This window comes from Blastomonas sp. AAP53 (genome assembly GCF_000331245.1).
Classification (GTDB): Bacteria; Pseudomonadota; Alphaproteobacteria; order Sphingomonadales; family Sphingomonadaceae; genus Blastomonas.
Genome location: NZ_ANFZ01000017.1, coordinates 21,866 through 42,631, shown reverse-complemented (window position 1 = coordinate 42,631; position 20,766 = coordinate 21,866). Strand labels below are relative to the sequence as shown.

22 protein-coding genes and 1 pseudogene are annotated in these 20,766 nt (G+C 64.0%); 18 read left to right on the top strand and 5 right to left on the bottom strand.

What is annotated here, in order from left to right:
* A pseudogene (locus D618_RS0113930) lies at nt 1-206 on the bottom strand (flagellin FliC); the annotation flags it as partial.
* Nucleotides 207-367: 161 nt separating this feature from the next.
* Complete coding sequence (locus tag D618_RS0113925) at nt 368-1,192, bottom strand: flagellin (protein WP_017672142.1); 825 nt, start codon at nt 1,190-1,192, stop codon at nt 368-370.
* Nucleotides 1,193-1,543: 351 nt separating this feature from the next.
* Between D618_RS0113925 and D618_RS0113920 the strand changes: the two genes are divergently transcribed.
* The 18 genes from D618_RS0113920 (at nt 1,544) to D618_RS0113835 (ending at nt 18,144) form a co-directional block, all read left to right on the top strand.
* Nucleotides 1,544-2,866 (top strand): sigma-54-dependent Fis family transcriptional regulator, encoded by a 1,323-nt coding sequence (locus D618_RS0113920; RefSeq protein WP_017672141.1) that lies wholly within the window; start codon nt 1,544-1,546, stop codon nt 2,864-2,866.
* Between the two features lie 23 nt (nt 2,867-2,889).
* Entirely contained in the window at nt 2,890-3,234 is a 345-nt protein-coding gene (gene fliE, locus D618_RS0113915) for a flagellar hook-basal body complex protein FliE (RefSeq protein WP_017672140.1), read from the top strand.
* 3 nt (nt 3,235-3,237) lie between these two features.
* Nucleotides 3,238-5,001, top strand: a complete 1,764-nt coding sequence (gene fliF / locus D618_RS0113910) for a flagellar basal-body MS-ring/collar protein FliF (protein WP_017672139.1) — start codon at nt 3,238-3,240, stop codon at nt 4,999-5,001.
* Nucleotides 4,994-6,040: a flagellar motor switch protein FliG gene (gene fliG / locus D618_RS0113905; protein ID WP_017672138.1), complete on the top strand. Its 1,047-nt coding sequence runs from the start codon at nt 4,994-4,996 to the stop codon at nt 6,038-6,040. The genes fliF and fliG overlap by 8 nt, the downstream gene beginning before the upstream one ends.
* Nucleotides 6,033-6,713 (top strand): hypothetical protein, encoded by a 681-nt coding sequence (locus tag D618_RS19120; RefSeq protein ID WP_017672137.1) that lies wholly within the window; start codon nt 6,033-6,035, stop codon nt 6,711-6,713. Before fliG ends, D618_RS19120 begins: the two co-directional genes overlap by 8 nt.
* On the top strand, nt 6,710-8,041 hold the full coding sequence (locus D618_RS0113895) for a FliI/YscN family ATPase (protein ID WP_017672136.1): 1,332 nt from the start codon (nt 6,710-6,712) through the stop codon (nt 8,039-8,041). The genes D618_RS19120 and D618_RS0113895 overlap by 4 nt, the downstream gene beginning before the upstream one ends.
* Nucleotides 8,038-8,463 carry a hypothetical protein gene (locus D618_RS0113890; RefSeq protein WP_017672135.1) on the top strand — a complete coding sequence of 142 codons (426 nt, stop codon included), beginning with the start codon at nt 8,038-8,040 and terminating at the stop codon, nt 8,461-8,463. The genes D618_RS0113895 and D618_RS0113890 overlap by 4 nt, the downstream gene beginning before the upstream one ends.
* Nucleotides 8,460-10,640 carry a flagellar hook-length control protein FliK gene (locus D618_RS0113885; RefSeq protein ID WP_026091681.1) on the top strand — a complete coding sequence of 727 codons (2,181 nt, stop codon included), beginning with the start codon at nt 8,460-8,462 and terminating at the stop codon, nt 10,638-10,640. The genes D618_RS0113890 and D618_RS0113885 overlap by 4 nt, the downstream gene beginning before the upstream one ends.
* A gap of 38 nt (nt 10,641-10,678) precedes the next feature.
* Nucleotides 10,679-11,245 carry a flagellar basal body-associated FliL family protein gene (locus tag D618_RS0113880; protein WP_017672134.1) on the top strand — a complete coding sequence of 189 codons (567 nt, stop codon included), beginning with the start codon at nt 10,679-10,681 and terminating at the stop codon, nt 11,243-11,245.
* Nucleotides 11,246-11,279: 34 nt separating this feature from the next.
* Nucleotides 11,280-12,221: a FliM/FliN family flagellar motor switch protein gene (locus tag D618_RS0113875; protein WP_017672133.1), complete on the top strand. Its 942-nt coding sequence runs from the start codon at nt 11,280-11,282 to the stop codon at nt 12,219-12,221.
* Nucleotides 12,222-12,226: 5 nt separating this feature from the next.
* Nucleotides 12,227-12,577 carry a flagellar motor switch protein FliN gene (fliN, locus tag D618_RS0113870; protein ID WP_017672132.1) on the top strand — a complete coding sequence of 117 codons (351 nt, stop codon included), beginning with the start codon at nt 12,227-12,229 and terminating at the stop codon, nt 12,575-12,577.
* Between the two features lie 54 nt (nt 12,578-12,631).
* Nucleotides 12,632-13,006: a flagellar biosynthetic protein FliO gene (locus D618_RS18500; protein ID WP_017672131.1), complete on the top strand. Its 375-nt coding sequence runs from the start codon at nt 12,632-12,634 to the stop codon at nt 13,004-13,006.
* Nucleotides 13,003-13,926, top strand: coding sequence for a flagellar type III secretion system pore protein FliP (gene fliP / locus D618_RS0113860; protein WP_017672130.1), 924 nt, complete (start codon nt 13,003-13,005; stop codon nt 13,924-13,926). Before D618_RS18500 ends, fliP begins: the two co-directional genes overlap by 4 nt.
* Before the next feature lie 126 nt (nt 13,927-14,052).
* The gene (locus D618_RS0113855) at nt 14,053-14,325 is read left to right on the top strand and encodes a flagellar biosynthetic protein FliQ (protein WP_017672129.1); all 273 of its coding nucleotides are present in this window, start codon (nt 14,053-14,055) and stop codon (nt 14,323-14,325) included.
* The gene (gene fliR / locus D618_RS0113850; RefSeq protein WP_017672128.1) at nt 14,322-15,104 is read left to right on the top strand and encodes a flagellar biosynthetic protein FliR; all 783 of its coding nucleotides are present in this window, start codon (nt 14,322-14,324) and stop codon (nt 15,102-15,104) included. The genes D618_RS0113855 and fliR overlap by 4 nt, the downstream gene beginning before the upstream one ends.
* A gap of 4 nt (nt 15,105-15,108) precedes the next feature.
* Nucleotides 15,109-16,251 carry an EscU/YscU/HrcU family type III secretion system export apparatus switch protein gene (locus tag D618_RS0113845; protein WP_017672127.1) on the top strand — a complete coding sequence of 381 codons (1,143 nt, stop codon included), beginning with the start codon at nt 15,109-15,111 and terminating at the stop codon, nt 16,249-16,251.
* Nucleotides 16,252-16,326: 75 nt separating this feature from the next.
* A complete protein-coding gene (fliD, locus tag D618_RS0113840; RefSeq protein ID WP_017672126.1) occupies nt 16,327-17,724 on the top strand; it encodes a flagellar filament capping protein FliD in 1,398 nt (465 codons plus the stop codon).
* 27 nt (nt 17,725-17,751) lie between these two features.
* Nucleotides 17,752-18,144 (top strand): flagellar export chaperone FliS, encoded by a 393-nt coding sequence (locus tag D618_RS0113835; protein ID WP_017672125.1) that lies wholly within the window; start codon nt 17,752-17,754, stop codon nt 18,142-18,144.
* Nucleotides 18,145-18,156: 12 nt separating this feature from the next.
* On the opposite strand, the gene D618_RS18495 is transcribed toward D618_RS0113835, so the two are convergent.
* From D618_RS18495 to D618_RS0113820, 3 genes are all read right to left on the bottom strand, one after another.
* Nucleotides 18,157-18,981, bottom strand: coding sequence for a ParA family protein (locus D618_RS18495; protein ID WP_193746726.1), 825 nt, complete (start codon nt 18,979-18,981; stop codon nt 18,157-18,159).
* 148 nt (nt 18,982-19,129) lie between these two features.
* Nucleotides 19,130-19,807, bottom strand: coding sequence for a COQ9 family protein (locus tag D618_RS0113825; protein WP_017672123.1), 678 nt, complete (start codon nt 19,805-19,807; stop codon nt 19,130-19,132).
* Nucleotides 19,808-19,837: 30 nt separating this feature from the next.
* Nucleotides 19,838-20,746 carry a DMT family transporter gene (locus D618_RS0113820; protein WP_017672122.1) on the bottom strand — a complete coding sequence of 303 codons (909 nt, stop codon included), beginning with the start codon at nt 20,744-20,746 and terminating at the stop codon, nt 19,838-19,840.
* Nucleotides 20,747-20,766: the final 20 nt, after the last annotated feature.

The window sequence follows — 20,766 nt, the reverse complement described above, 5'->3', positions numbered from 1 at the left end:
TCGTTCGAGTTGCGGACTGCCTGGTTCAGACCGCGGACCTGCGAGGTCATGCGGGTGGCAATCGCATTGCCGGCAGCATCGTCCGATGCCGAGTTGATACGCTTGCCGGTCGAGAGGCGATCGATCGACTTCGACAGCATGCCCTGGGCCGAGGTCGATGCGTTTGCAGCGCGGAGAGCCGCCACGTTGGTTCCGATAACACTCATCTGTTGTTCCTTTTCACTTTGAAAACGGGGCGGCTCGGTCCCACCAAAGCGGCCACAAATGAGTTAACGGTGGGGAGTGACGGGCCTTAAGTGAAAATCTCACCAGTTATTTGACGCCCGTCATTTTCCCGACGTTTCTGTTATCAGTTTAACCTCCTCGATTAGCCACGGATAAGGGTCAGAACGCCCTGCTGGCTCTGGTTGGCCTGGGCAAGCATCGCGGTCGATGCCTGGCTCAGGATCTGTGCCTTGGCGAGGTTGGTCGATTCTTCCGAGAAGTTGGCGTCCTGAATACGCGAGCGGGCTTCCGACAGGTTGGTCGCACGGTTGATCAGGCTGGAGACGGTCGCCTGCAAACGGTTCTGGCTGGCGCCAAGGTTCGCCTGGGCGGTCGAGATATTGTTCAGTGCCGTGTCCAGCAAGCCCAGTGCGGTGCCGGCGCCGGCTACGCTGTCGACGTTGATGGCATTGACCGAAAGGCCGGTGGTGGTCACGTTTGCAAGGCCGACGTTGACGACATCACCTGCAGCAAGGCCGGTCTGGATGGCGACAGGGGCACCTGCGGCAGCAGCATTCAGCAGAGGAACGCCGTTGAAGTTGGTCTTTTCTGCAACATCATCGACCTGCAGGATCAGGGCGGCGACTTCCGCCTGAAGGTTGGTGCGGTCACCGGTGCTCAGCGTGCCCGAAGCCGACTGCACGGCCAGTTCCCGCATACGCTGCAGCATGTTGGTGATCTCGTTCATGCCGCCTTCTGCCGTCTGGGCGAGCGAGATGCCGTCGTTGGCATTGCGGACGGCCTGGTTGAGGCCGCGGATCTGCGAGGTCATGCGGGTAGAGATCGCGTTGCCGGCGGCGTCGTCTGCAGCCGAGTTGATCCGCTTGCCGGTCGACAGACGGTCGATCGATTTGGACAACATGCCCTGAGCGGCGGTGGATGCGTTTGCGGCGCGGATGGCCGAGACATTCGTTCCAATAACAGTCATCAGTCGTTCCTTTGCTTCGTTAATCTGGCGGCGCGCTGTCTTTCCGGCGGCCTCGACATGGTTAACGGCGGGGTCGCCAACCCATTAAGACAAATTCACACACCTTTTCGCGAAATTCACACACCTTTCGAAGAGGTTGTCATTTGTTTGGCGGCGTCAAAATTTTGACGCCCCTCCAGCGGGGTTTTTCGTCAAGAAAATGACGATGCTGTTTGAGGCTCTATATATAGGGGGGTGTGAATGCCGATTTTCCGCCAATCTCCCGAATTGGCACAGCAATTGCTTGGATAGGCTCAGCGGGGCCTCTCTTTAACGGCAGGCGCTGCGATCCATTAAGTCGGGGGACTAAAAATGATCGAATGCACACTCAGCCAGGCAGTCCGTGACAACCTGCCAATGCTAGAAAGCTGGCTCAAGTCGGCCTGGATCAATCCGGTCGCAACCGCATCGAGCGCCGCGACCGTTAAGGTCTTGTTGGCAAATGAAATTGCTTCGGCCAGCCATCGTGACATTCTTGTTGATCTTCATGAAGGTGCGCCTTCACTTGTGCGTGCCGCAAACGGCCTTCCTGCCCGCATCACCTTCGGCTTTGACGACATGCCGCTGGGCCTGGCGCTGATCGCCGAAATGCTGCGCGCAGGCCGCGGTCCTGCGGTCGGCGAGCCCGCCATGACCAAGCTGATGGGCTATGCCGCCCGGATCGCGCGCAGCGAAGCAGCGGTGCTGATCCAGGGTGAAACCGGCACCGGCAAGGAAGGCATGGCGCGTCTGGTGCATGACCAGAGCCCGCGCGCCAAGGGATCGTTCATTGCGGTCAACTGCGCCGCGCTGCCGGAAACCATGGTGGAAGCCATTTTGTTCGGCCACAAGAAGGGCGCGTTTACCGGCGCTTCTGCCGATGGCGAAGGCCTGTTCCGGGCTGCCGATGGCGGAACCCTGTTCCTCGACGAGATCACCGAACTGCCGCTGGCGCTTCAGGCCAAGCTGCTGCGCGCGCTGCAGGAGGGCGAAGTTCTGCCCGTCGGCGAAACCCGGTCGATCAAGGTCGATGTCCGCATCGTCACCGCTGCCAACCGCGATGCAGCCGAGCTGGTCGCTGCCGGCGAGTTCCGCGAAGACCTTTACTGGCGCCTCAACGTGATGCCGATCGCACTCCCCCGCCTTGCCGATCGCCGTCAGGATGTCCGCGCCATCGCCGCAGCCATGCTGCTGCGCATGCAGAACGATGCCAGCGATTTCGCCTGGCTCAGCGCCGAAGCGCTCGAAACGCTGCAGGCGCACAGCTGGCCGGGCAACGCCCGCGAGCTGGGCAACGTGCTGCAGCGCGCGCTGGTGCTGCGCGAAGGCGACCGCATCGAAGCCGAGGATCTGGGGCTTGCACCCGTGCGTCTGTTTGCCGCTGCCACGGCCCAGCCCGTTGCACAGCCTGCCGCCACCCCGATCTTTGCTGCCAGCACGCCGCGCGCCGATCCGGTGCCCGCCACCGGCTCTGCCCGACTGCTGCGCGGCAGCGACCTGCACAGCCTGTCGCGGGCTGTGGAGCATGACGCCATCCAGCGCGCGCTTGACGAGAACGGTGGCAACCGCCGCGAAACCGCCCGCATGCTGGGCATTTCCGAACGCACCCTGCGCTACCGCCTCGCCAATATGCGCGAGCTGGCCGCTGCAGCCTGATCGAAGCCTGAGAAAGCCAGACCATGAGCACCAACATCAGCAGTTCGATAATGGCCGCGCGCAACGCCATCCTCCAGCAGAACAGCGCGCTTCAGCAACTGTCGAAGAAATCGCCCATGCTGGGCACCGAGGCGACCGAGACCAAGCCGGATGGCTTTGCCGGGACGATGAAGACCGCACTGGACCAGGTCAACCAGGTCCAGCACGCCTCGTCCCAGGCGGCAACATCGTATGAAATGGGCCAGACCACCGATATTGCCGCGGTGATGATGGCCAAGCAGAAGGCGTCGATCGGTTTCGAAGCGACCCTTCAGGTCCGTAACAAATTGCTGTCCGCCTATCAGGACATCATGAACATGCCGGTATAATCCATGTCCGATATTACCATTACCCCCAATTCATCCGATGGTGCTGCGGCCGCTCCGGCGATCATTCCCGGCGCTGGCGCAGGTGCGCGCGTGCTCAACGGCACCGCCATTCCAGACCAGGTCCGCAATTTCATCAGCCAGCCCGCCGTTGCCAAGGCGATGCCGCTGATCGGCTTTCTGGGCGTTGTCATGCTGGCGATCTTCGCCTGGGCCGCCCTGCGCGAGCCGCCCCAGCGCGATCTGTTCCGCGGATTGCCCGACAACGACAAGGCCGCCGTGATCGCCGCGCTCGACAGTTCGACGATCCCTTACAGCTTCGAGGAAAGTTCGGGCACCATCATGGTGTCCGAGGACGACTATCACAAAGCCAAGATCGCCCTGGCCGCGCAGGGCCTGCCCAAGAGCGCGCCCAGCGGTGACGAGCTGATCTCCGCGATGCCGATGGGCGCCAGCCGTGCGGTGGAGAATGAAAAGCTGCGCGCCGCGCGCGAGCTTGACCTTGCTCGCAGCATCGAGGCGATGGAGTCGGTCGTAACGGCACGGGTCCATCTCGCGGTCGAGCCGCCCAGCGTGTTCATTCGCGACCGCAACGAACCTGCAGCATCGGTTGTACTGCAACTCGCCAATGCCGGGCGTCTGCCCGAATCCCAGGTGCAGGCGATCGTCCATCTCGTCGCCAGTTCGGTTCCGGGCCTGTCTGCGGACAATGTCTCGGTGGTCGATCAGAACGGTCGGTTGCTGTCGAGCAACGGCAAGAACGGTGGCATGGATCAGGCCGAGCGTCAGATCGAGGTGAAAGAAGCCATCGAGGAGCGCTATCGCCGCCAGCTGACCGCGCTGCTGACGCCGGTGCTGGGCGCAGGCAATTTTGTCGCCGAAGTCTCGACCGAGGTGAACTTTGCCGAACGTCAGGCGACGACCGAAAGCTTCCCGGCGGACGAGGCGCGCGTGCGCAGCGAACAGACCGTGGTCCAGACCGAAAACAATCCTGCTGCCGCAGGCGGCGTACCCGGTGCTATCGCCAACCAGCCTCCTGCCGATCCCACGATCACGCCCGAAGCCGGTGCGCAGCTGGCCGGTGCCGAAGGTGCCGCTCCCGGTACGACCACCACCCGCAACGAACAGGTCAACCGCAACTTCGAACTGGGCCGCCAGGTTGCGGTCACCCGCGATCCTTCCGGCAATGTCACCCGCATCTCGGTCGCGGTGGCGGTGAAGAACCTGCCCGGCGGCAAGGAGCGCAGCGCGCAGGAAATCGCTGCGATCGATGCACTGGTCAAGGGAGCGATCGGCTTCAACACCGCCCGCGGCGACCAGGTGGCGATTTCGTCGCGCAATTTCGAGCCGGTGACCAAGCTGGAGGAACCGTTCTATGAAACGAGCTGGTTCAACATGCTGGTGCGCAATGTGTCTGCGCTGCTGGTGGCCCTGGCGTTGATCTTCGGCATCGGTCGCCCGCTGCTCAAGCGCTACACCAAGCAGAAAGCCGACGACAAGGCCGCAGCGCTGGCCGCCGCCGAGGCAGCCGAAGGCCCCACAGGCATGCTGGCAGAGGCCCTGTCGCGCGACGGTGCCGATCCGCGCGGTGCCGGTCGCATCCCCGAAGACAGCGAGCCGGTGACCCTCGACATGATCAACGCCGCATCGACCTATCAGGAACGTGCGCTGCTCATCCAGAACTTCGTCCGCCAGAACCCGGATCACGCCACTTTGGTCGTTCGTGATTTGCTGAAGGGCAATGCCGACAAGGAAAAAGCCGATGCCTGACGCACTTGATGCCGCTGTCGAAGAAGGCGTTGCCCCCGAAGGCCGCCGTCCGATCCCCGGCCACCAGGCCGCCGCCATCTTGATGCTGCTGTTCTCCGAGGAACAGGCCGCCGAAATCCTCACCCGGCTGGAGCCCGACGAAGTGCGCCAGCTCAGCGAGATGATGTACACCGTTGCCGACATCGGCGCCGAGGACATCAACGAAGTGCTCGACATGTTCATCGACAAGGCGCGCAATCGCACGACCCTGGGCTACAAGGCCGGTGAACAGATCGAAGGCATGCTCAAGCGCGCGCTGGGCGACCGCCGCGCCGAGACGATGCTGACCCGGATCGCGCCCAAGAAGTCTGGCAACGGGCTCGAAGCGCTCAAGTGGATGGACGCGGTCGAGATCGCGCTGCTGGTCGAGAACGAACACCCGCAGATCGCGGCTGTCGTCTTGTCGTTCCTCAAGCCCGAAGTGGCCGCGAACGTTCTGCAGCTGCTTCCCGCCGAAGCGCAGGAAGACGTGGTGTTCCGCCTGGCGACGCTGGGTCCTGTCAGCGCCGAGGCGATCGAGACGATCGAGGCGTTGCTGATGACCCAGGGCGCCAGCCAGCGCGGCGGGGCAGGGGCCTCGTCCGGCGGCACGTCGGATGCAGCCGCGATCATGAACATCATCAACAAGCGCGAGAGCACCCGCATCATCAAGGCGGTGACCAAGCGCGACAAGGACGTTGCCCGCCAGATCGAGGACGAGATGTTCGTCTTTGCCGATCTGCTGCGGCTCGACGCCAAGGATCTGGGCACGCTGGTCCGCGCCATCGAATCCAGCCTGCTGGTCCCCGCGCTCAAGGGTGCGGAAGACAAGCTGCGCGACAAGATGTTCGGCTGCATGTCCAGCCGCGCCGCGCAGTCGATTGCCGATGAACTCGCCGACCGCGGCCCGATGCCGATGTCTGAAGTGATCGAGGCACAAAAGGCGATCGTCCAGGCCGCCAAGCGGATGGCCGATGCCGGCGATATCGTGATCGGCGGCGGTGGTGACGAATATGTCTGATCGCCCGATCACCATCGCGCCCGATGGCGCTGCGCAGTTCATGCCGGTGTGGCAGATGCAGGCCGCTCCCACGGCCTTTCGCCCGTCGCAGATCTTCTCGTCGATGTCAGATTTCGCCAGTGCCGACCAGGCACCCGAACCGATGGACTTCGCCTTTGATGGCGATCTGGATGACGACGTGATTGTCGAAGAGGGTCCCAGCGCTGACGAAATGCTGGTCCAGGCCTATGATCAGGGCGTGGCCGATGGCATCGCCCAGGCACAGGCCGAAATGCAGTCGAACGATGCCGCCACCCAGGCGCTGGCGCAAGCAGTGCTCGCCCTGCGGCCGCAGCTTTCGCAAGGGCTCTGCGCCATGCTGCTGCACGCGATGAAGCAGATGCTCGAGCGTTCGAGCGGCTTTGTCGAACCCGATGCGGAGGTGCTGGAAAAGCATTGCCGCTCGCTCGCCACGTTGGTCACCCGTGACATGCGCAGCAGCGCGCTGCACCTGCATCCCGACGATCTCAAGCTGCTCGGCGATGCCGAATGCGGCCTGGTGCTGACCCCTGATCCCTCGATCCGGCGCGGAACGGTGTCGCTCAACCATGCCGATGGATGGATCGAACAGGGAACCCAGCCGATGCTCGATGCCCTGCAGGGGCTGATCGACGACATGGAGGGCGACCAATGATCGCGGCACAGGAAGAGGCAGTCCGCCAGTTCACTGACAAGATCGCGACGCTGGAAGCCGGCCCGCGCCGAGTTGGACGGCTGGTCGCACACGAAGGCGGCATGCTGGAAGTGACCGGCTTTGATTATCCGATCGGCTATGGCGGCTCGGTTCGTGCCGCCGATGGCCGCCGTATTCGCGCAGAGATCGCAGGATTTCGCGGATCGCGCGCGATGATGGTGCCGCTGGAAAGCGATGCCGCATTGCGCAGCGGTGCGCGGGTCGAACCCGATGCCCAGGCCAATATGGCGGTGGTCGGCGAAGGCCTGCTCGGCCGCGTCATTGGCCCGATGGGCGAACCGCTCGACGGCCTGGGTCCGATCATCGCGCACGATCGCTGGCCTTTGGCCGGCAAGCGCGAGAACGTGCTCAACCGCGGCCGGGTGACCAAGACCATCGATCTGGGCGTGCGCGCGATCAACGCGCTCCTCACCGCCGGGCACGGCCAGCGCATTGCCGTTGCCGCAGGCTCGGGCGTCGGTAAATCGGTGCTGATCGGTCAGATCATCGGCTTTGCCGAGGCAGATATCATCGTCGTCGGGCTGATTGGCGAGCGTGGCCGCGAGGTCAGCGATTTTGTCGAAACGAAGATGCAGGGGCCGATGAAGTCGCGCACCGTGACCGTCGCCGTTCCGGCCGATCACAGCCCGATCCTGCGGCTGCGTGCGGCCTATCGCGCCACCGCGATCGCCGAGTATTTCCGCAAGCAGGGCAAGAAGGTGCTGCTGATCATCGACAGCCTTACCCGTATCGCGCATGCCCAGCGCGAAATCGGCCTGGCATTGGGTGAACCGCCGACGATGAAGGGCTATCCGCCCTCGGCGCTCGCGCTGATTCCCAAGCTGGTCGAACGCGCCGGCAACGACCGCGAGAGCGGCGGATCGATCACGGCATTATATACGGTGCTGGCAGATGGCGACGACCTCGACGATCCGATCGTCGATGGCGCGCGCGCGATCGTCGACGGGCATATCATATTGTCGCGCTCGATGGCCGAACAGGGGATTTTCCCTGCAATCGATATCGGCAAGTCGCTGAGCCGCGTTGCCACCGACATCATTCCCGAAGAACACCGCCGGGCGATGGCGAACTTCCGCCGCATCTGGTCGGCATACGAGGAAAACCGCGACCTGCTGCTGATGGGAGCCTATCGCGAGGGATCGGACGCGAACATCGACGAGGCTGTGGCGCGCAGGCCCGATCTGCTCGACTTCATCCGCCAGGCTCCGCACGACCGGATCGACCTTGAGGAAAGCGTCGCTGAACTGATGCAGGGCTTTGGCGCATGAGCCTGAAGCCCAAATCGTGGAAGCGCGTCCATGCGGTGCGTGATGCGCAGGTGAAGCTGGCGATCGGTGCCGCCGCCGCCGCGATGCGCAACGAGGCAACCTTGGTCAACAATGCCGAGCGGCTGAAGAAGCTGCGCGACAACGCCTTTGACGCGGGCCATTGCCAGAGCGGCGCCGGGCTGCACGCGCAGCTGGAGCTGGCGCAGCGCCTGATCCGCGCCGATGGCGAGATCAACACCGCACTGGTGCGCGCGCGGCAACACCTTGCCCAGGCCGAGCGGCAACGCACTGCCGCCTATATCGACCGCGAAACGACATCGAAGCTGCTCGACCGTTCGATCGCTCAAGCCAATGAAACCGCCGAACGCAAGGCCGCCCGCCTGCCGCTCAGGCGCAAAAACACAAAGGAAACAGGAGAATGAGCCAGGACCTGATGCAGGCGCTCTCGGGATCGTCTTTGCTGTCGCTTTCAATTGGCACGCTTCCTGCTGTGAAGCAGGGCATGAGCCTTGATGCCAATCCTTTTGCCAGCCAGCTGGCGCTGATGACCGGAGCAGATGCTGCCGCGACCGGTGCGTTTGCGCCCGTTGCTGAAGCACCGCTGGCGGGCGAAGGCGCCTTTGCCGTGGCACTGGCCGAGGTTGCAGCGCCGTCGGCTCCTGATGCTGCCCCGGTCACGCCGGTTGTTGCTCCGACAGCGGTTGCCGCTCCGGCTGCCATGGTTGCCCCGGTGCAGCCAGCAGCGCCTGCAGCGCCGATCGTTGCCGCACTGCCCGAAGATGCCAGCGCAACCCAGATCATTGAGGCCGCCTTTGCCGGCGCAGCCCAGCTTGAAGCTCCGGCACAGGTCACCGCACCCGTCGTTGCCAGGGTGACTCCGCTCGCGCCTCGGCAGCCAGCGCCGCAGGATGTCGCCCCGCAGACCACCAAGCCGGTTGTCACACCCACGGCGGTGGCTCAGGTCGCGCCACTTGTCGCACGCCCGGTGGCCATCGCGGACGCAGCCATGCCGGCGGATGCGGAGCTGACGCTTGCGTCTGTGCTCGAAGCTGCTCCTGCAGAAGAAGACGCCACCGCGCCTGCCGATACCGTGCGTCCGCACCGGCGAGCAAAGGTCGATACCCCCATCCTGGCTGCCGATGCTGCATCGCCGGTCGCAATCCCGCTGGCACCGGTGCAGCCGCCGGTGGCTCGCGCAGATATTCCTGAAACCGACATGGGTGCGACCCGCGTTGCCGCCGAAGCCGCGCTTCAGGCACCACGCAAGACCGGACCTGACGACGCAGCAGGCTTGCCGGCCCAGCGCGCAATTGCCCCAGCTCCCGTAGCTGCGGCGACCGCACCGGTTGCGCAGTCCGGCGAGACCCTGCCAGCACCGCCCGCGCTCAAGCCGCGCGCGGCCCGGCTCGCTGACGAGCCCGTTTCGACCGACACGCTTGTGGCACCTGTCGCGCTGCCGGTTGATGCTGCCGCGAATATCCGCGCACCCATGGCGGCCATGCCGGTGACGGCACCGGTGCAGCCAGCCCAGCGATCAGACCTGCCTGTGTCGGTCAGCCCTGCTGAGACACCGGCCGACAGGACCGTGGCAGCACCTGCGACGCCCATCGACGCGATTTCTTTGGAGGCCTCACCCACCGCCTCTGGCACGCCCACTGGCCCGGTACCATCGGCGCCGATCGTATCTGCACCGGTCACGCGAGACACAGCGGTCGTGGCTGGCCAGGCCCAAGCCACACCCGCGCCGGTGACGCCCGCGGCCGACCCGGCGGCGGCTGCACAGACCGTCGCACCGTCCGTTGCCGAACAGGTCGTGCAAACGCTTTCGCAGCCCGCCCAGAGCACGTCTGGCGCACGCCCCGCCGCAACGGCACCGCGTGGCATCGTCAGCCCGGCGGCCCGTCGCGCGATCGATGCGGCAGCCCAGTCGTCGCGCCCCGCCGAAGCGTTGTCAGCCTTGTTCGACCGGGCTGAGATGGACATCGATCCTGCCGCGCCCATCGCTCGCACAGACTTTGGCGCTGCCAGCGGTCTTGAACCCGTGCCGCCGCTGTGGGCCGCCGCTCTCAATGCCGTGAGCGCGCCTTCGCAGGCGATCCCCGGCATCACCGTGCCGCTGACGTCGGAAGCTGCCGCTGCAGCACCGCTGGAATCGCTGGCGTTTGATGCGGGCTTTGTCGCCAATATCGAAACCCAGATCGCGCGTGTGGCCAATGGCGGCCAGATGGTGCGGATGCAGATCATGCCTGAAAACCTGGGCCGCATCGATATCGAGATGCTGGCCGGGCCCGAGCGCGACCAGATCCGCATCGTGACCGAACACGACGCCGTGCGCGATACGCTGGTCAGCTCGCAGCACCGGCTGGAGCAGGACCTGCGCAGCAACGCGCAGCGTCCGGCAGACGTCACCGTGGAACTGCGGCAGCAATCGCCGGGAATGCAGAACGGATCGGCCCAGCAGCAACAGCAGCAGCGTAGCCAGACTGGCGCGGAAACGATGACGGCCCGCGACGGCAGCCAGCGCCAGCAGACAGCGGACACCGGCACCGAGGTCAATCTGCCTCCACGGCGCCCGCGCGGCAATGTTCGATACGCTTAAACATCTGAACCAATGAATTTTCTTGAGGGACTCTAAAGATGGCTGACACCGAAAAGGAACCGAAGAAGAAGGGTGGCTTGGTCAAGAAGCTGCTCATTCCTCTGCTCGCCGTTGTCGTCCTGGGCGGCGGCGGTGCGGCGGCCGGGTTCTTTGCCGCCGGCATGGTTGGCGGCAAGGAGCACGAAGACCCCAATGCACCCAAGGTGGTGCTGAAGGACGGCACGACGGTGTCGGCCAAGGCGGCGGGCCTCAAGCAGGTCGCCTCCGGCAGCCATCTCGATGCCAAGTTCAAGGTAACCTACCTGCCCATCGAAGAGCCGTTTACCGCCAACCTGCGCGGTGACAGCGGCTTTGCCCAGATGTCGCTCGCGGTTTCCACCTATTTTGACGACAAGGTTCCAGCGGCGCTGACCGAGCACACGATCGCCATCCGCTCGGCCATTCTGATGACGCTCAGCGAGTTTGATTCCACGCAGCTCGAATCGCTGGAGGGCAAGGAAGTGCTCAAGGGCGAGATCAAGAAGGTAATCAACGATACGCTTGTCGAAAAGACCGGCTTTGCAGGTGTCGAGGACGTCTACTTCACCAGCTTCGTCGTTCAGTAAAACGTGATCCGGTAGAACAGGGCAAAGAGCGATCATGACCGACACCAGCACCGCAGCTTTTGCGGCGAACGAAGCAGACGGCCTTGCGTCCGCGCAGGCCGAGCGCCGCACGGCCGAGCACAGCTTTGCCAAGGCCGATGCGGACCAGAAGACGGTCGTGCCGGTGTTGCGCCGGGTCGGACGGTCCTTGTGTGCAGGGTTTCGTGCCGCCCTTGAGCCGATCGCCGGGGTGAAGCTGCGTATCGATGCGCATGATCCGGAATTCACGCAGTTCGATGCATGGTGCGACCGCCAGGCCGAACTCGTCAGCATCAGCCAGTTCATGCTCTCGCCCATGCAGGGCCGGGTGCTGTTGCGGATGGAGCCGGTGTTCGTATCGGCCATGCTCGATGCGTTCTTCGGCGGTGCCCCGCGCGAGACCTCGACACCCAAAAAGGAATTTACCCAGACCGACATCCGGCTGATCGGTCGGCTTGCCCGGGCGATCGGCGAGCGCATCAGCATATCTTGGAACGAGGTTGGCAACTTCTCGTGGCAGCCCGCCGGACATTCCACGACGGTCGATGGCGCACGCGTTGCCGCTCCGACCGCGCGCATGGTGGTGCAGCGGTTCCGCATCACCCTGCCCGGCAATGTCCGCTACGAGCTGGAGATCGTCTATCCGCTCGATGGCCTGCAGGCTGCCGAACAGTGCCTGACGCCCGCCGGCTTTTCGGACGAGCGACTGCCCGATCCCGCCTGGCGCGACCAGCTGTCCAAGTCGCTCGCCCATGTCACTTTGCCCGCGCGATCAGTGCTGGCGCGTCCGGTGCTCACCTTGCCGCAGCTGGCCGATCTCAAGCCCGGCGACATCATTCCCATTCCACCGGCGCGCAACCTGCCGCTGATCATCGGCGACCGCATCTTCGCGCGCGGCAGCCTGGGTGAACAGAACGGCCTGGCCGCGTTCCGCATCGAAACCATTGAAAGAGGATAACCCCCATGAGCGACATGAGCGAAGCCCCGATGCTGGGCGCCCCTGCAGAGCTTCTCGACATGGGCGGCAACGGATTGCACGAGGCGGCAAATCATTACCGCTTTCTTGCCGACATCCCGGTTCGGCTTTCGGTCGAGGTGGGCAGTGCATCGCTGCGCCTGGCCGAAATCATGGAGCTTTCCGAAGGCTCGGTGGTCGAGCTCGACCGTCAGGCCAATGAGCTTCTGGACATCAACGTAAATGGCACGCTGGTTGCAAGAGGTGAAGTCGTGACCATCGATGGCCGGTTCGGAATCCGGGTGGCCGAGGTGATCACGAAGAACGTCGGCCAGGCACGGGTCGAACGGCGAGTCTGACCCTGGTCCGCTTACGGTCCATGTCGCCCGCCGGAACACCCGGCGGCAGGCGACATGAACAAGAAGCGGACCGGCATGACCTATTACATCATCAAACTTCTCATCATGCTGCCGGTGATGGCGGGCATGATCTATGGCAGCCTGTGGCTCTACCGGAAATATCAGCCCGGTATGATCGCCCGGCTCGACATGGGTAGCCAGCAGCGCGAGCTGAAGATCACCGAGACGGTCAGCATGGGAGTTTCGGGCAAGCTCGCAGTGGTCGAGTTTGCCGGACAGAAAATTCTGATTTCGGTAACGCGCGCGCGGATCGACACGATCGCGCGGGCGGATGCCGAAAACGGACCGGCCAGCGTCTCATCCCCCCCGACGGCGCTGGCCGGCTCCGAGCGTGACTTGCTCGCCGCCTTCCGGGCGCGCGGCGCATGAGCATCCTGGCCATGGTGTCCGCCTGCGGTGGAAGGTTGAAGTCGCTCGGCCGAGCGATCGCCATGTCCGCAATCCTGTTTGCAACCCCGGTCATTGCGCAGCAGGCCCCGGCCCCCGCTGCGGCGGCGCCAGCTGCTGCCGCTCCTGCCAATGCCGCGCCTGCGGGAGCTGCGCCTGCGGCTGCCACACCCGCCCCTTCGGCCAATGGCGCCGCGCTGGGAACCCCCGCTGCCCCCGGAGCCTCCGAGGCGCTGGGCCAGGCGCTTGACGACATTTCGGGTAACGGCAAGCCGCTGACCTTGTCCTTGCAGATCCTCGTGCTGATGGGTCTGCTCACCATCCTGCCCTCGATGTTGCTGATGATGACCAGCTTCACGCGGATCATCATCGTGCTGTCGATCCTGCGCCAGGCGCTGGGTCTGCAGCAGACGCCGCCCAACCAGGTGCTCATCGGGCTCGCGCTGTTCCTGTCGATGTTCGTGATGGCGCCGACCTTTACCGAGATCAACAGCCGCGCGGTTGCGCCTTATGCTGCCGACACCATCGAGCTGGAATCCGCCATCGAGATTTCCGGTCAAGAATTCCACAAGTTCATGATCAAGCAGACCCGCCAGACGGATCTCAAGCTGTTCATGGACCTGGCGAAGGCCAAGCCGGTCGCGGCGCCGCGCGACATTCCGTTCTCGATCCTGCTGCCCGCGTTCGTCACCAGCGAGCTGAAGACCGCGTTTCAGATCGGCTTCATGATCTTCCTGCCGTTCCTCGTCATCGACCTTGTCGTGGCCTCCACGCTGATGGCGCTGGGCATGATGATGCTGTCACCGACGATCATCTCGATGCCGTTCAAGCTCCTGCTGTTCGTGCTCGTCGATGGCTGGGCGCTGACCATGGGTTCGCTCGCCGGCTCGTTCGTGAACTGACCATGGCATTTTCAAACTCCTCCCCGTCTGTCCCGAGCGAAGTCGAGGGATGTATTCGCCACAGTTTCCACAACGTCCCTCGACACGCTCGGGACAAACGGAAATCTGAATGGATGGCTGGCTGACATGGAACAGAATGACTATTTCATCGGCCTTGCGCAGCAGACGCTGTGGATCACCGCGCTGGCGTCTGCGCCGCTGCTGATCCCCGCGCTGCTGGTCGGCGTGCTGCTGGGCATGGTACAGGCTGCGACCTCGATCAACGAGGCGACCTTGAGCTTCGTGCCCAAGCTGGTCGTGCTGGGTGCCATCCTGGCGCTGTTCGGCGGATCGATCCTGTATCTGATCGCCGATTTCACTGTCGAGATTTTCAGCCGCATTCCGGACCTTCTGCTGTGATCGCACCGGGCTTTGCCAATGTCGAAGCACAATTGTGGATTTGGATCATGGCGATGATCCGGCCTGGCGCGGCGCTGTTTGCCGCGCCGGTTTTCGGGGCGACCAGCGTGCCGCTGCAGGTGCGCATCATCCTTTCTGCGATGATCGGAATCGCGGCCAGCAACTCGGTGCAGATCAGCCTGCCGGACTCCACTTTGGTGAGCTATGCCGGTTTCGTCTTCATCGTCGGCGAGATGATCTGCGGCATCGCGATCGGCTTTGCGCTGCAGATCGGCTATTCTTCCGCGTTCGTCGCCGGCGAAGTGATCAGCAATGCGATGGGCCTGGGCTTTGCATCCATGGCCGATCCGCAAAGCGGCCAGTCCAGTCCCGTCATCGGCAGCTTCCTTTCGATCATCGCGGTGCTGCTGCTGCTCGCGATGGACGGGCACCTGATGCTGATCGCGATCATCGTGCACAGCTATGAATCGCTGCCGCCGGGCGGTGCGATCCTGTCTCCGCGGCTCATCTTCGATCTGGTCGAGTTTGGCGGCACGCTGTTTTCGATGGGGCTGATCATCGCCTTGCCGGTCGGTGCAGCGCTGATCATCGTGCAGCTGGTGATGGCGATGCTCGCCCGCTCCGCTCCGCAGCTCAACCTGTTCTCGGTCGGCATTCCGGTGGCCGTGCTGGCGGGCATCGTGCTGCTCGCCATGGCTGCGCCGGTGCTGGCAGACGGCATCATGCGCGCCATGGAACTGGGGCTCGAGCAATCCGAAGTGATGGCGGGGGAGGGCTGAGCCGATGGCCGATCAGCCCACAGGTGGCGGTGAAAAAACCGAAGCCCCGACCGAAAAGCGCCTTCGCGATTCGGTCGAGAAGGGCGATGTCCTGCAGTCCAAGGAACTGGGTACCGCGATGATCATCATCGGCGGTACGCTCGCGTTCGTGCTGTTCGGCGATATGATGGTGTCCTCGATCGCATCGATGCTGCGCGCAGGGCTGGTGTTCGACATTCACGAGACGACCGATTTCAACGTCGGTCAGCGTGCCATGACGCTGATCACGCCGCTTGCCATGCCGTTTGGTGGTTTGTTCCTGTTCCTGCTGATCGCTGCCATTGCCACGCCCGCATCGCTCGGTTCGCTGGGCTTCCGCTGGAGCGCGGTGGCGCCCAAGGCATCGAAGCTGAACCCGATGTCGGGGCTCAAGCGCATGTTCGGCACGCATGGCCTGATCGAACTGGTCAAATCGATCGCCAAGGTGGTGCTGATGGGCACGGTCGGCGTGGTGATGATCATGGGAATGCTGCCGCAGATGGCGGAGCTGGGCCATGGCGACGTGCGCTCCGGCATCGGTGCCTTTGGCGACATGTTCTCGATGACGCTGATGGTGATGGCGGGCTGTCTGGGCCTGATCGCGTTGATCGACGTTCCCGCGCAGTGGTTCCAGCGCAATCAGAAGCTCAAGATGACCAAGCAGGAGGTCAAGGACGAGCACAAGGAGACCGAAGGTTCGCCCGAGCTCAAGCAGGCCGTCCGCCGCCGCCAGTACGAGGTGCTCAACGGATCGACGCGCAAGGCGGTGGAAGAGGCCACCGTGATGCTCGTCAACCCGACCCACTTCGCCATTGCGCTGCGCTATGACCGCTTGCGCGATCCCGCCCCGGTGGTGCTGGCGCGCGGGCGTGGTGCGATTGCCCAGGCGATGCGCGAACTGGCGATGGAAAAGGGTCTGACGATCCTGCGCTATCCCGAACTGACCCGCGCGATCTATTTCACCTCCAAGCCCGGCGGGCTGATCGACGAGCGGCTGTATATGTCGGTCGCCACGCTGCTCGCCTTCGTCTTCCGCATCAACGAAAAGATGGATGTCGGCTTTGGTCAGCCCGAGCTGGAGGTGCCTGCAGATCTGCGCTTCGACATGGATGGCAAACCCGAGGCGTGATGTCGAAAGACATGGCGCCGAAATCGCTTAACCCCGCGGCACGCACGCCGTTAACCCCTTCAAGAGGATACGGCCATGGTCACCAATAGCGGAATTTCCAATCTCATCACCGGCTTTACCGGGGTCAACAGCGCTTCGCTGGTAAACGATCTCGTCAACGCCTCGCTTGAGCCCAAGCAGTCGGAAGTCCGCCAGAAGCAGAACCTGAACCAGGCGCGCATCTCGGCACTCGCTTCAGCGTCGTCTGCGCTCGAGACCTTCTCCACCGCATTGACCGAAGTTCTGAACGGCCGCCAGTTTTCGGGCTCCCTGCTGTCCAGCCGGGGTGACCTTGCCACCGCCAACTTCATTCCGGGCCAGAAGCCCCAGGGGCTGCCCGCCACGCTGCAGGTGAGCCAGCTCGCATCGGCGCAAAGCATCGTGACCGGATCGTCCTATGCCGCTGGCGCTGCCGTGGGCGAGGGCACCTTGTCGATCGTGACCTCGGCGGGCAGCTTCGATGTGACGATCGATGCAACCAACAATTCGCTGACCGGCCTGCGCGATGCGATCAATGCTGCCGAAAGCGGTGTCACCGCGAGCATCGTCACCGACAACAGCGGATCGCGTCTGGTGATGCGCGGCAAGGAAGGCTCGGCCAACACCTTCACCGTGACCGGTTCGGGCGGCGCAGCGGCGCTGGATGCCTTTGCCTATCCGCCTGCAGGCGGGGCGGGGATGACGTCGGTGACGACAGCTGCCGACAGCATCGTTCAGGTCAACGGCATCACGGTGACCAACAGCAGCAACCAGATCGATACCGCCGTTCCCGGCGTGCGGATCAACCTGCTGGCGGCAGCGCCGGGCACCAATATCGTCGTCAGCGGCGATCAGCCGACATCGACCGTCAAGGACGTGCTGAAAGAGTTCGTGACCGCATACAACGATCTGCGCGGCGCGCTCAACTCGGCGACTGCGCCTGGTGCCGAAGGTGCCAGCGGCGGCCCGCTGGCGGGCGAACGGGCCGCGCGCGACATGATGCGTGCGATGGCATCGCTGACCACCAAGCAGCTGACCGACGACGGCGCCTATCGCGCGCTCGCCGATATCGGCATCAGGACCAATCGCGACGGTACGTTGACGCTCGACAACACCAAGTTCGACCAGGCGCTGGCTGCCGATCCCGAAGGCGTTGCAAGAATGCTGGAACCGGCGGTGCCCACGGCCACCAGCCCGGGCCTCGCCAAGGCGTTCGAAGACATCAAGACCGCGCTCAAATCCCCCGATGGAGCGCTGGTCGGCGCGCAGAACAGGCTCAACAAGCTGGCTTCTGACCTGACCAAGGCGCTGGAAAAGGTTCAGGAAGACAGCGACCGCTATCGCGAACTGCTCGAAAAGACCTTCGGCGACATGGACCGGCAGCTGACCATCCTGCGTTCGACCCAGAGCTATATCGAACAGCAGGTCTCGATCTGGAACGGCTCCGACAATTAAAACAAGTTGAATGACAAGGGAAATCGCATGAGCTTCATCTCCCCCCGGCGCAACATGGTCAGCTACAAGGCCGTCGATACGGTCAGCCGTGTCGAAGGTGCCAGTCCGCACAGCCTGGTGCTGATCCTGTTTGATGAACTGCTGCTACGGCTTGATGCCTCCATCCGCCACGCCCATCGCGGTGAGGCGATTCCGATGATCCAGGCCCGCGCCCGCGCCTCTGCCATTGTCATGGCGCTGGAAGAAAGCCTCGATTATGAAAAGGGCGGCGAACTCGCGCTGGCGCTCGCCCGCATCTACCGCGAAGCCAGCCGCCGCATCAATGATGCCATGAGCCCGGACAAGGTCGAACTGCTGATGTCCGCACGCCAGATGCTGGCCGAAATCGCCGAAGCCTGGCGCACCATCGCGCCCAAGTAATCGGTGCGAGTCTCAGCGCATCGGTGATGCTGTCAACGGGGCGCCGGCCTTGGCCTGCGCATCCCTGGCAGCCAGATTGGCCAGGCCCGGTGCCGCACGCGCCAGCCGCATCTGGCACAGTTTGGCATCAATGCCATTCCACAATTGGTGGAAAACCTTCGCCGCTGCCGATGCGGGGGCAATCCGGCCCACCGGCAGCTTTCGGCTCGTCATATGCTCGATCCCACTCGTCATCGGTATGACCGGCCAGTCGGGGTGATCACGCAAGGCTGCCTTGTGCAGGCTCCGCCGCCGATCCACCATCGAGAAGACCGGAAGGATTGGCGCATGCCTGCCCCGGTTTTGCACGACATAGCTGCGCACCCGTTCCAGCCCGCGAACCGCCAGCGGAGCCGGAATCACCGGTACGATGATGAGGTCGGCAACAAGCAGCAGCCTGCGGGCGGTATCGCCCAGCCCAGGCGGGCAATCGATGATGATCCTGTCGTAGCGTTCCTTGATCTGCAACAGCAGCCGGTTGAGCCGTTGCTGCTGCGCAAGATGAACGAACCAGTTGTCGGTGCGGCGCATGTCCTCTTCCGGCACCAGGACATCCAGGCCAGCCACCTTGCTGGGAACGATATGGGCCGCAATGTCTCCGATGCCGTGCATCAGCCGTGTGGCATCCATGCGCGGCGGCTGGCGGCTGTCGACCAGAATGTCGGTACTGTCGCCCTGGCCGTCGAGATCCCACAGCAAGGTCCGGTTACCCATGGCAGCCGCTTCCCACGCGAGATTGATCGCCAGCGTGGTCTTTCCGACGCCCCCCTTGGGATTGAAAACTGCGATGGCCGCCATCAAGATTCCCCCGATATGGAGCATTCTTGGATAGGCAGAATGGGGACCCGAGGCAAGCGGCGCGGAGCGCTGGCGCCGAGCGTCCCGAGGCAGGACAGCCAACGGAGCAGAGATTAACCGGCGCTTTTTGCGCCGGAGTGGGGGCGTTCTATCGCGCCGGGTACCGCAAGCGGCCCAGGAAGCGCGACAGGCTCAGGCTTTCGCCCTTGCCGGTCCACTTGGCCTTGGCTTTCTCAAACTGCATCACATTGTCGATGCGGCGTTCCAGAAAGGCGTGGGTGTCGGCAAAGTCGGCGCTTTCGTCGTCCAGAAACGCCATCAGCGTCGAGCCATAGACGCCCGAGAGGATCGTGCGCTTGGTATAGTGATTGTAATCCGTCGCGGTATCGCCGGCCAACCGCCACATCAGGTCCGCCGTGCGCCACGAGATGCGCGCGGTGCGGGCGATGTTGGCGGGCAGCGCCATGATCGCCGTTGCGCGGCGCAGCGCCTCGCGCTGGTGCGCCACCGCCTCGAACCGGAAGGCAACGATCGCGCGGATGCGTTCGCGGATCTTCATCGCGGCCACGCGCTCGGGCGGAAAGGCTTCGATCATGCGGGCATCGATATGGCCGATCCAGGCGTCGATCATGTCCATCGGTCCCTGATCGAACGCCAGTTGCGCCAGCCCTGCATCCAGCCCTTGCGCGCTGCCGGCGGCATCGCGCGCCGCCGGTGTCCAGCCATCGAATACGGCTTCATCCGCGATGAACGGGGGCAGGAACAGTCGCGCCTCGTCCAGCGTCGGGTCGGCGGGCAGGATATCGAGCTTGGTCGGACGGTACATCGGCGTGAGCCTCCTTGGATGCTCTTTCAATTAGGAAGCCGCAGGCGAACCTGCAAGCCGCGCCGAGCGGCGCGCTTCGGGCAGTCGCACCAGCACCAGTGCGATGCCGATGGCGATCATGCCGACCCAGTCGGTCAACGACAGCCACTCGTCGAATGCGATCCAGCCGACAACCGATGCGATCACCGGCTGGCTGAGTAGCGCGATGCCCAGCACCACCGGCGAAAAGTGGCTGACCGCATAGACCATCAGCCCTTGACCAATTAGCTGGCACACCAAAGCCAGCAGCAGCACCGGCGTCCAGTCGGTCGGCCAGACCGGTTCTCCCAGCAGCAGCGCAATGGCGAGCATCGGGACGACGCCGAACACCGTCGACCAGACCAGCACCGACCAGCTGCCCAGATCGCCCCGGACATGCCGGATGCTCAGCAGATAGACGACATACAGCACGCCCGCAGCCAGGCAGAACAGGTCGCCGATCAGGTTGCGCACGTCGAGTTCGTACGAAGCCCCCATCAGCAGGCCAGCCCCGACGATCGCCAGCACCACTGCGGCAGCTTCGGCTCTCTGCGGCCAGGCCCGGCTGATGATGAAGCCGTAAATGACCAGGATGATGCTGCCCATGTTGCCGAACAGGACGGAGTTGGCGAGCTTGGTGCGCTCGATGCCGAAGTTCCAGCTGGCCAGGTCCAGCGCAAAGGCAACGCCGCCCAGCGCGAGCATCCACCAGATGCCGGCGCGATAGCCCGCGAGCGGCTCGCGCCGCTGCAGCGCGATGAGGATCAGCACCGGCAGCGCCAGGGTCAGCCGCCAGAAGCCGGCAGACACCGGTCCGGTGTCTGCCATCCGCACGAACAGCGGACCGAATGCCAGCGCCACATTGGCGAGAATCAGCGCGAGCAGCGCCAGCCCGCCACCGCGCTCGGTTGCTTTTGTCATCGCGGGGCCTTAGCCAATCG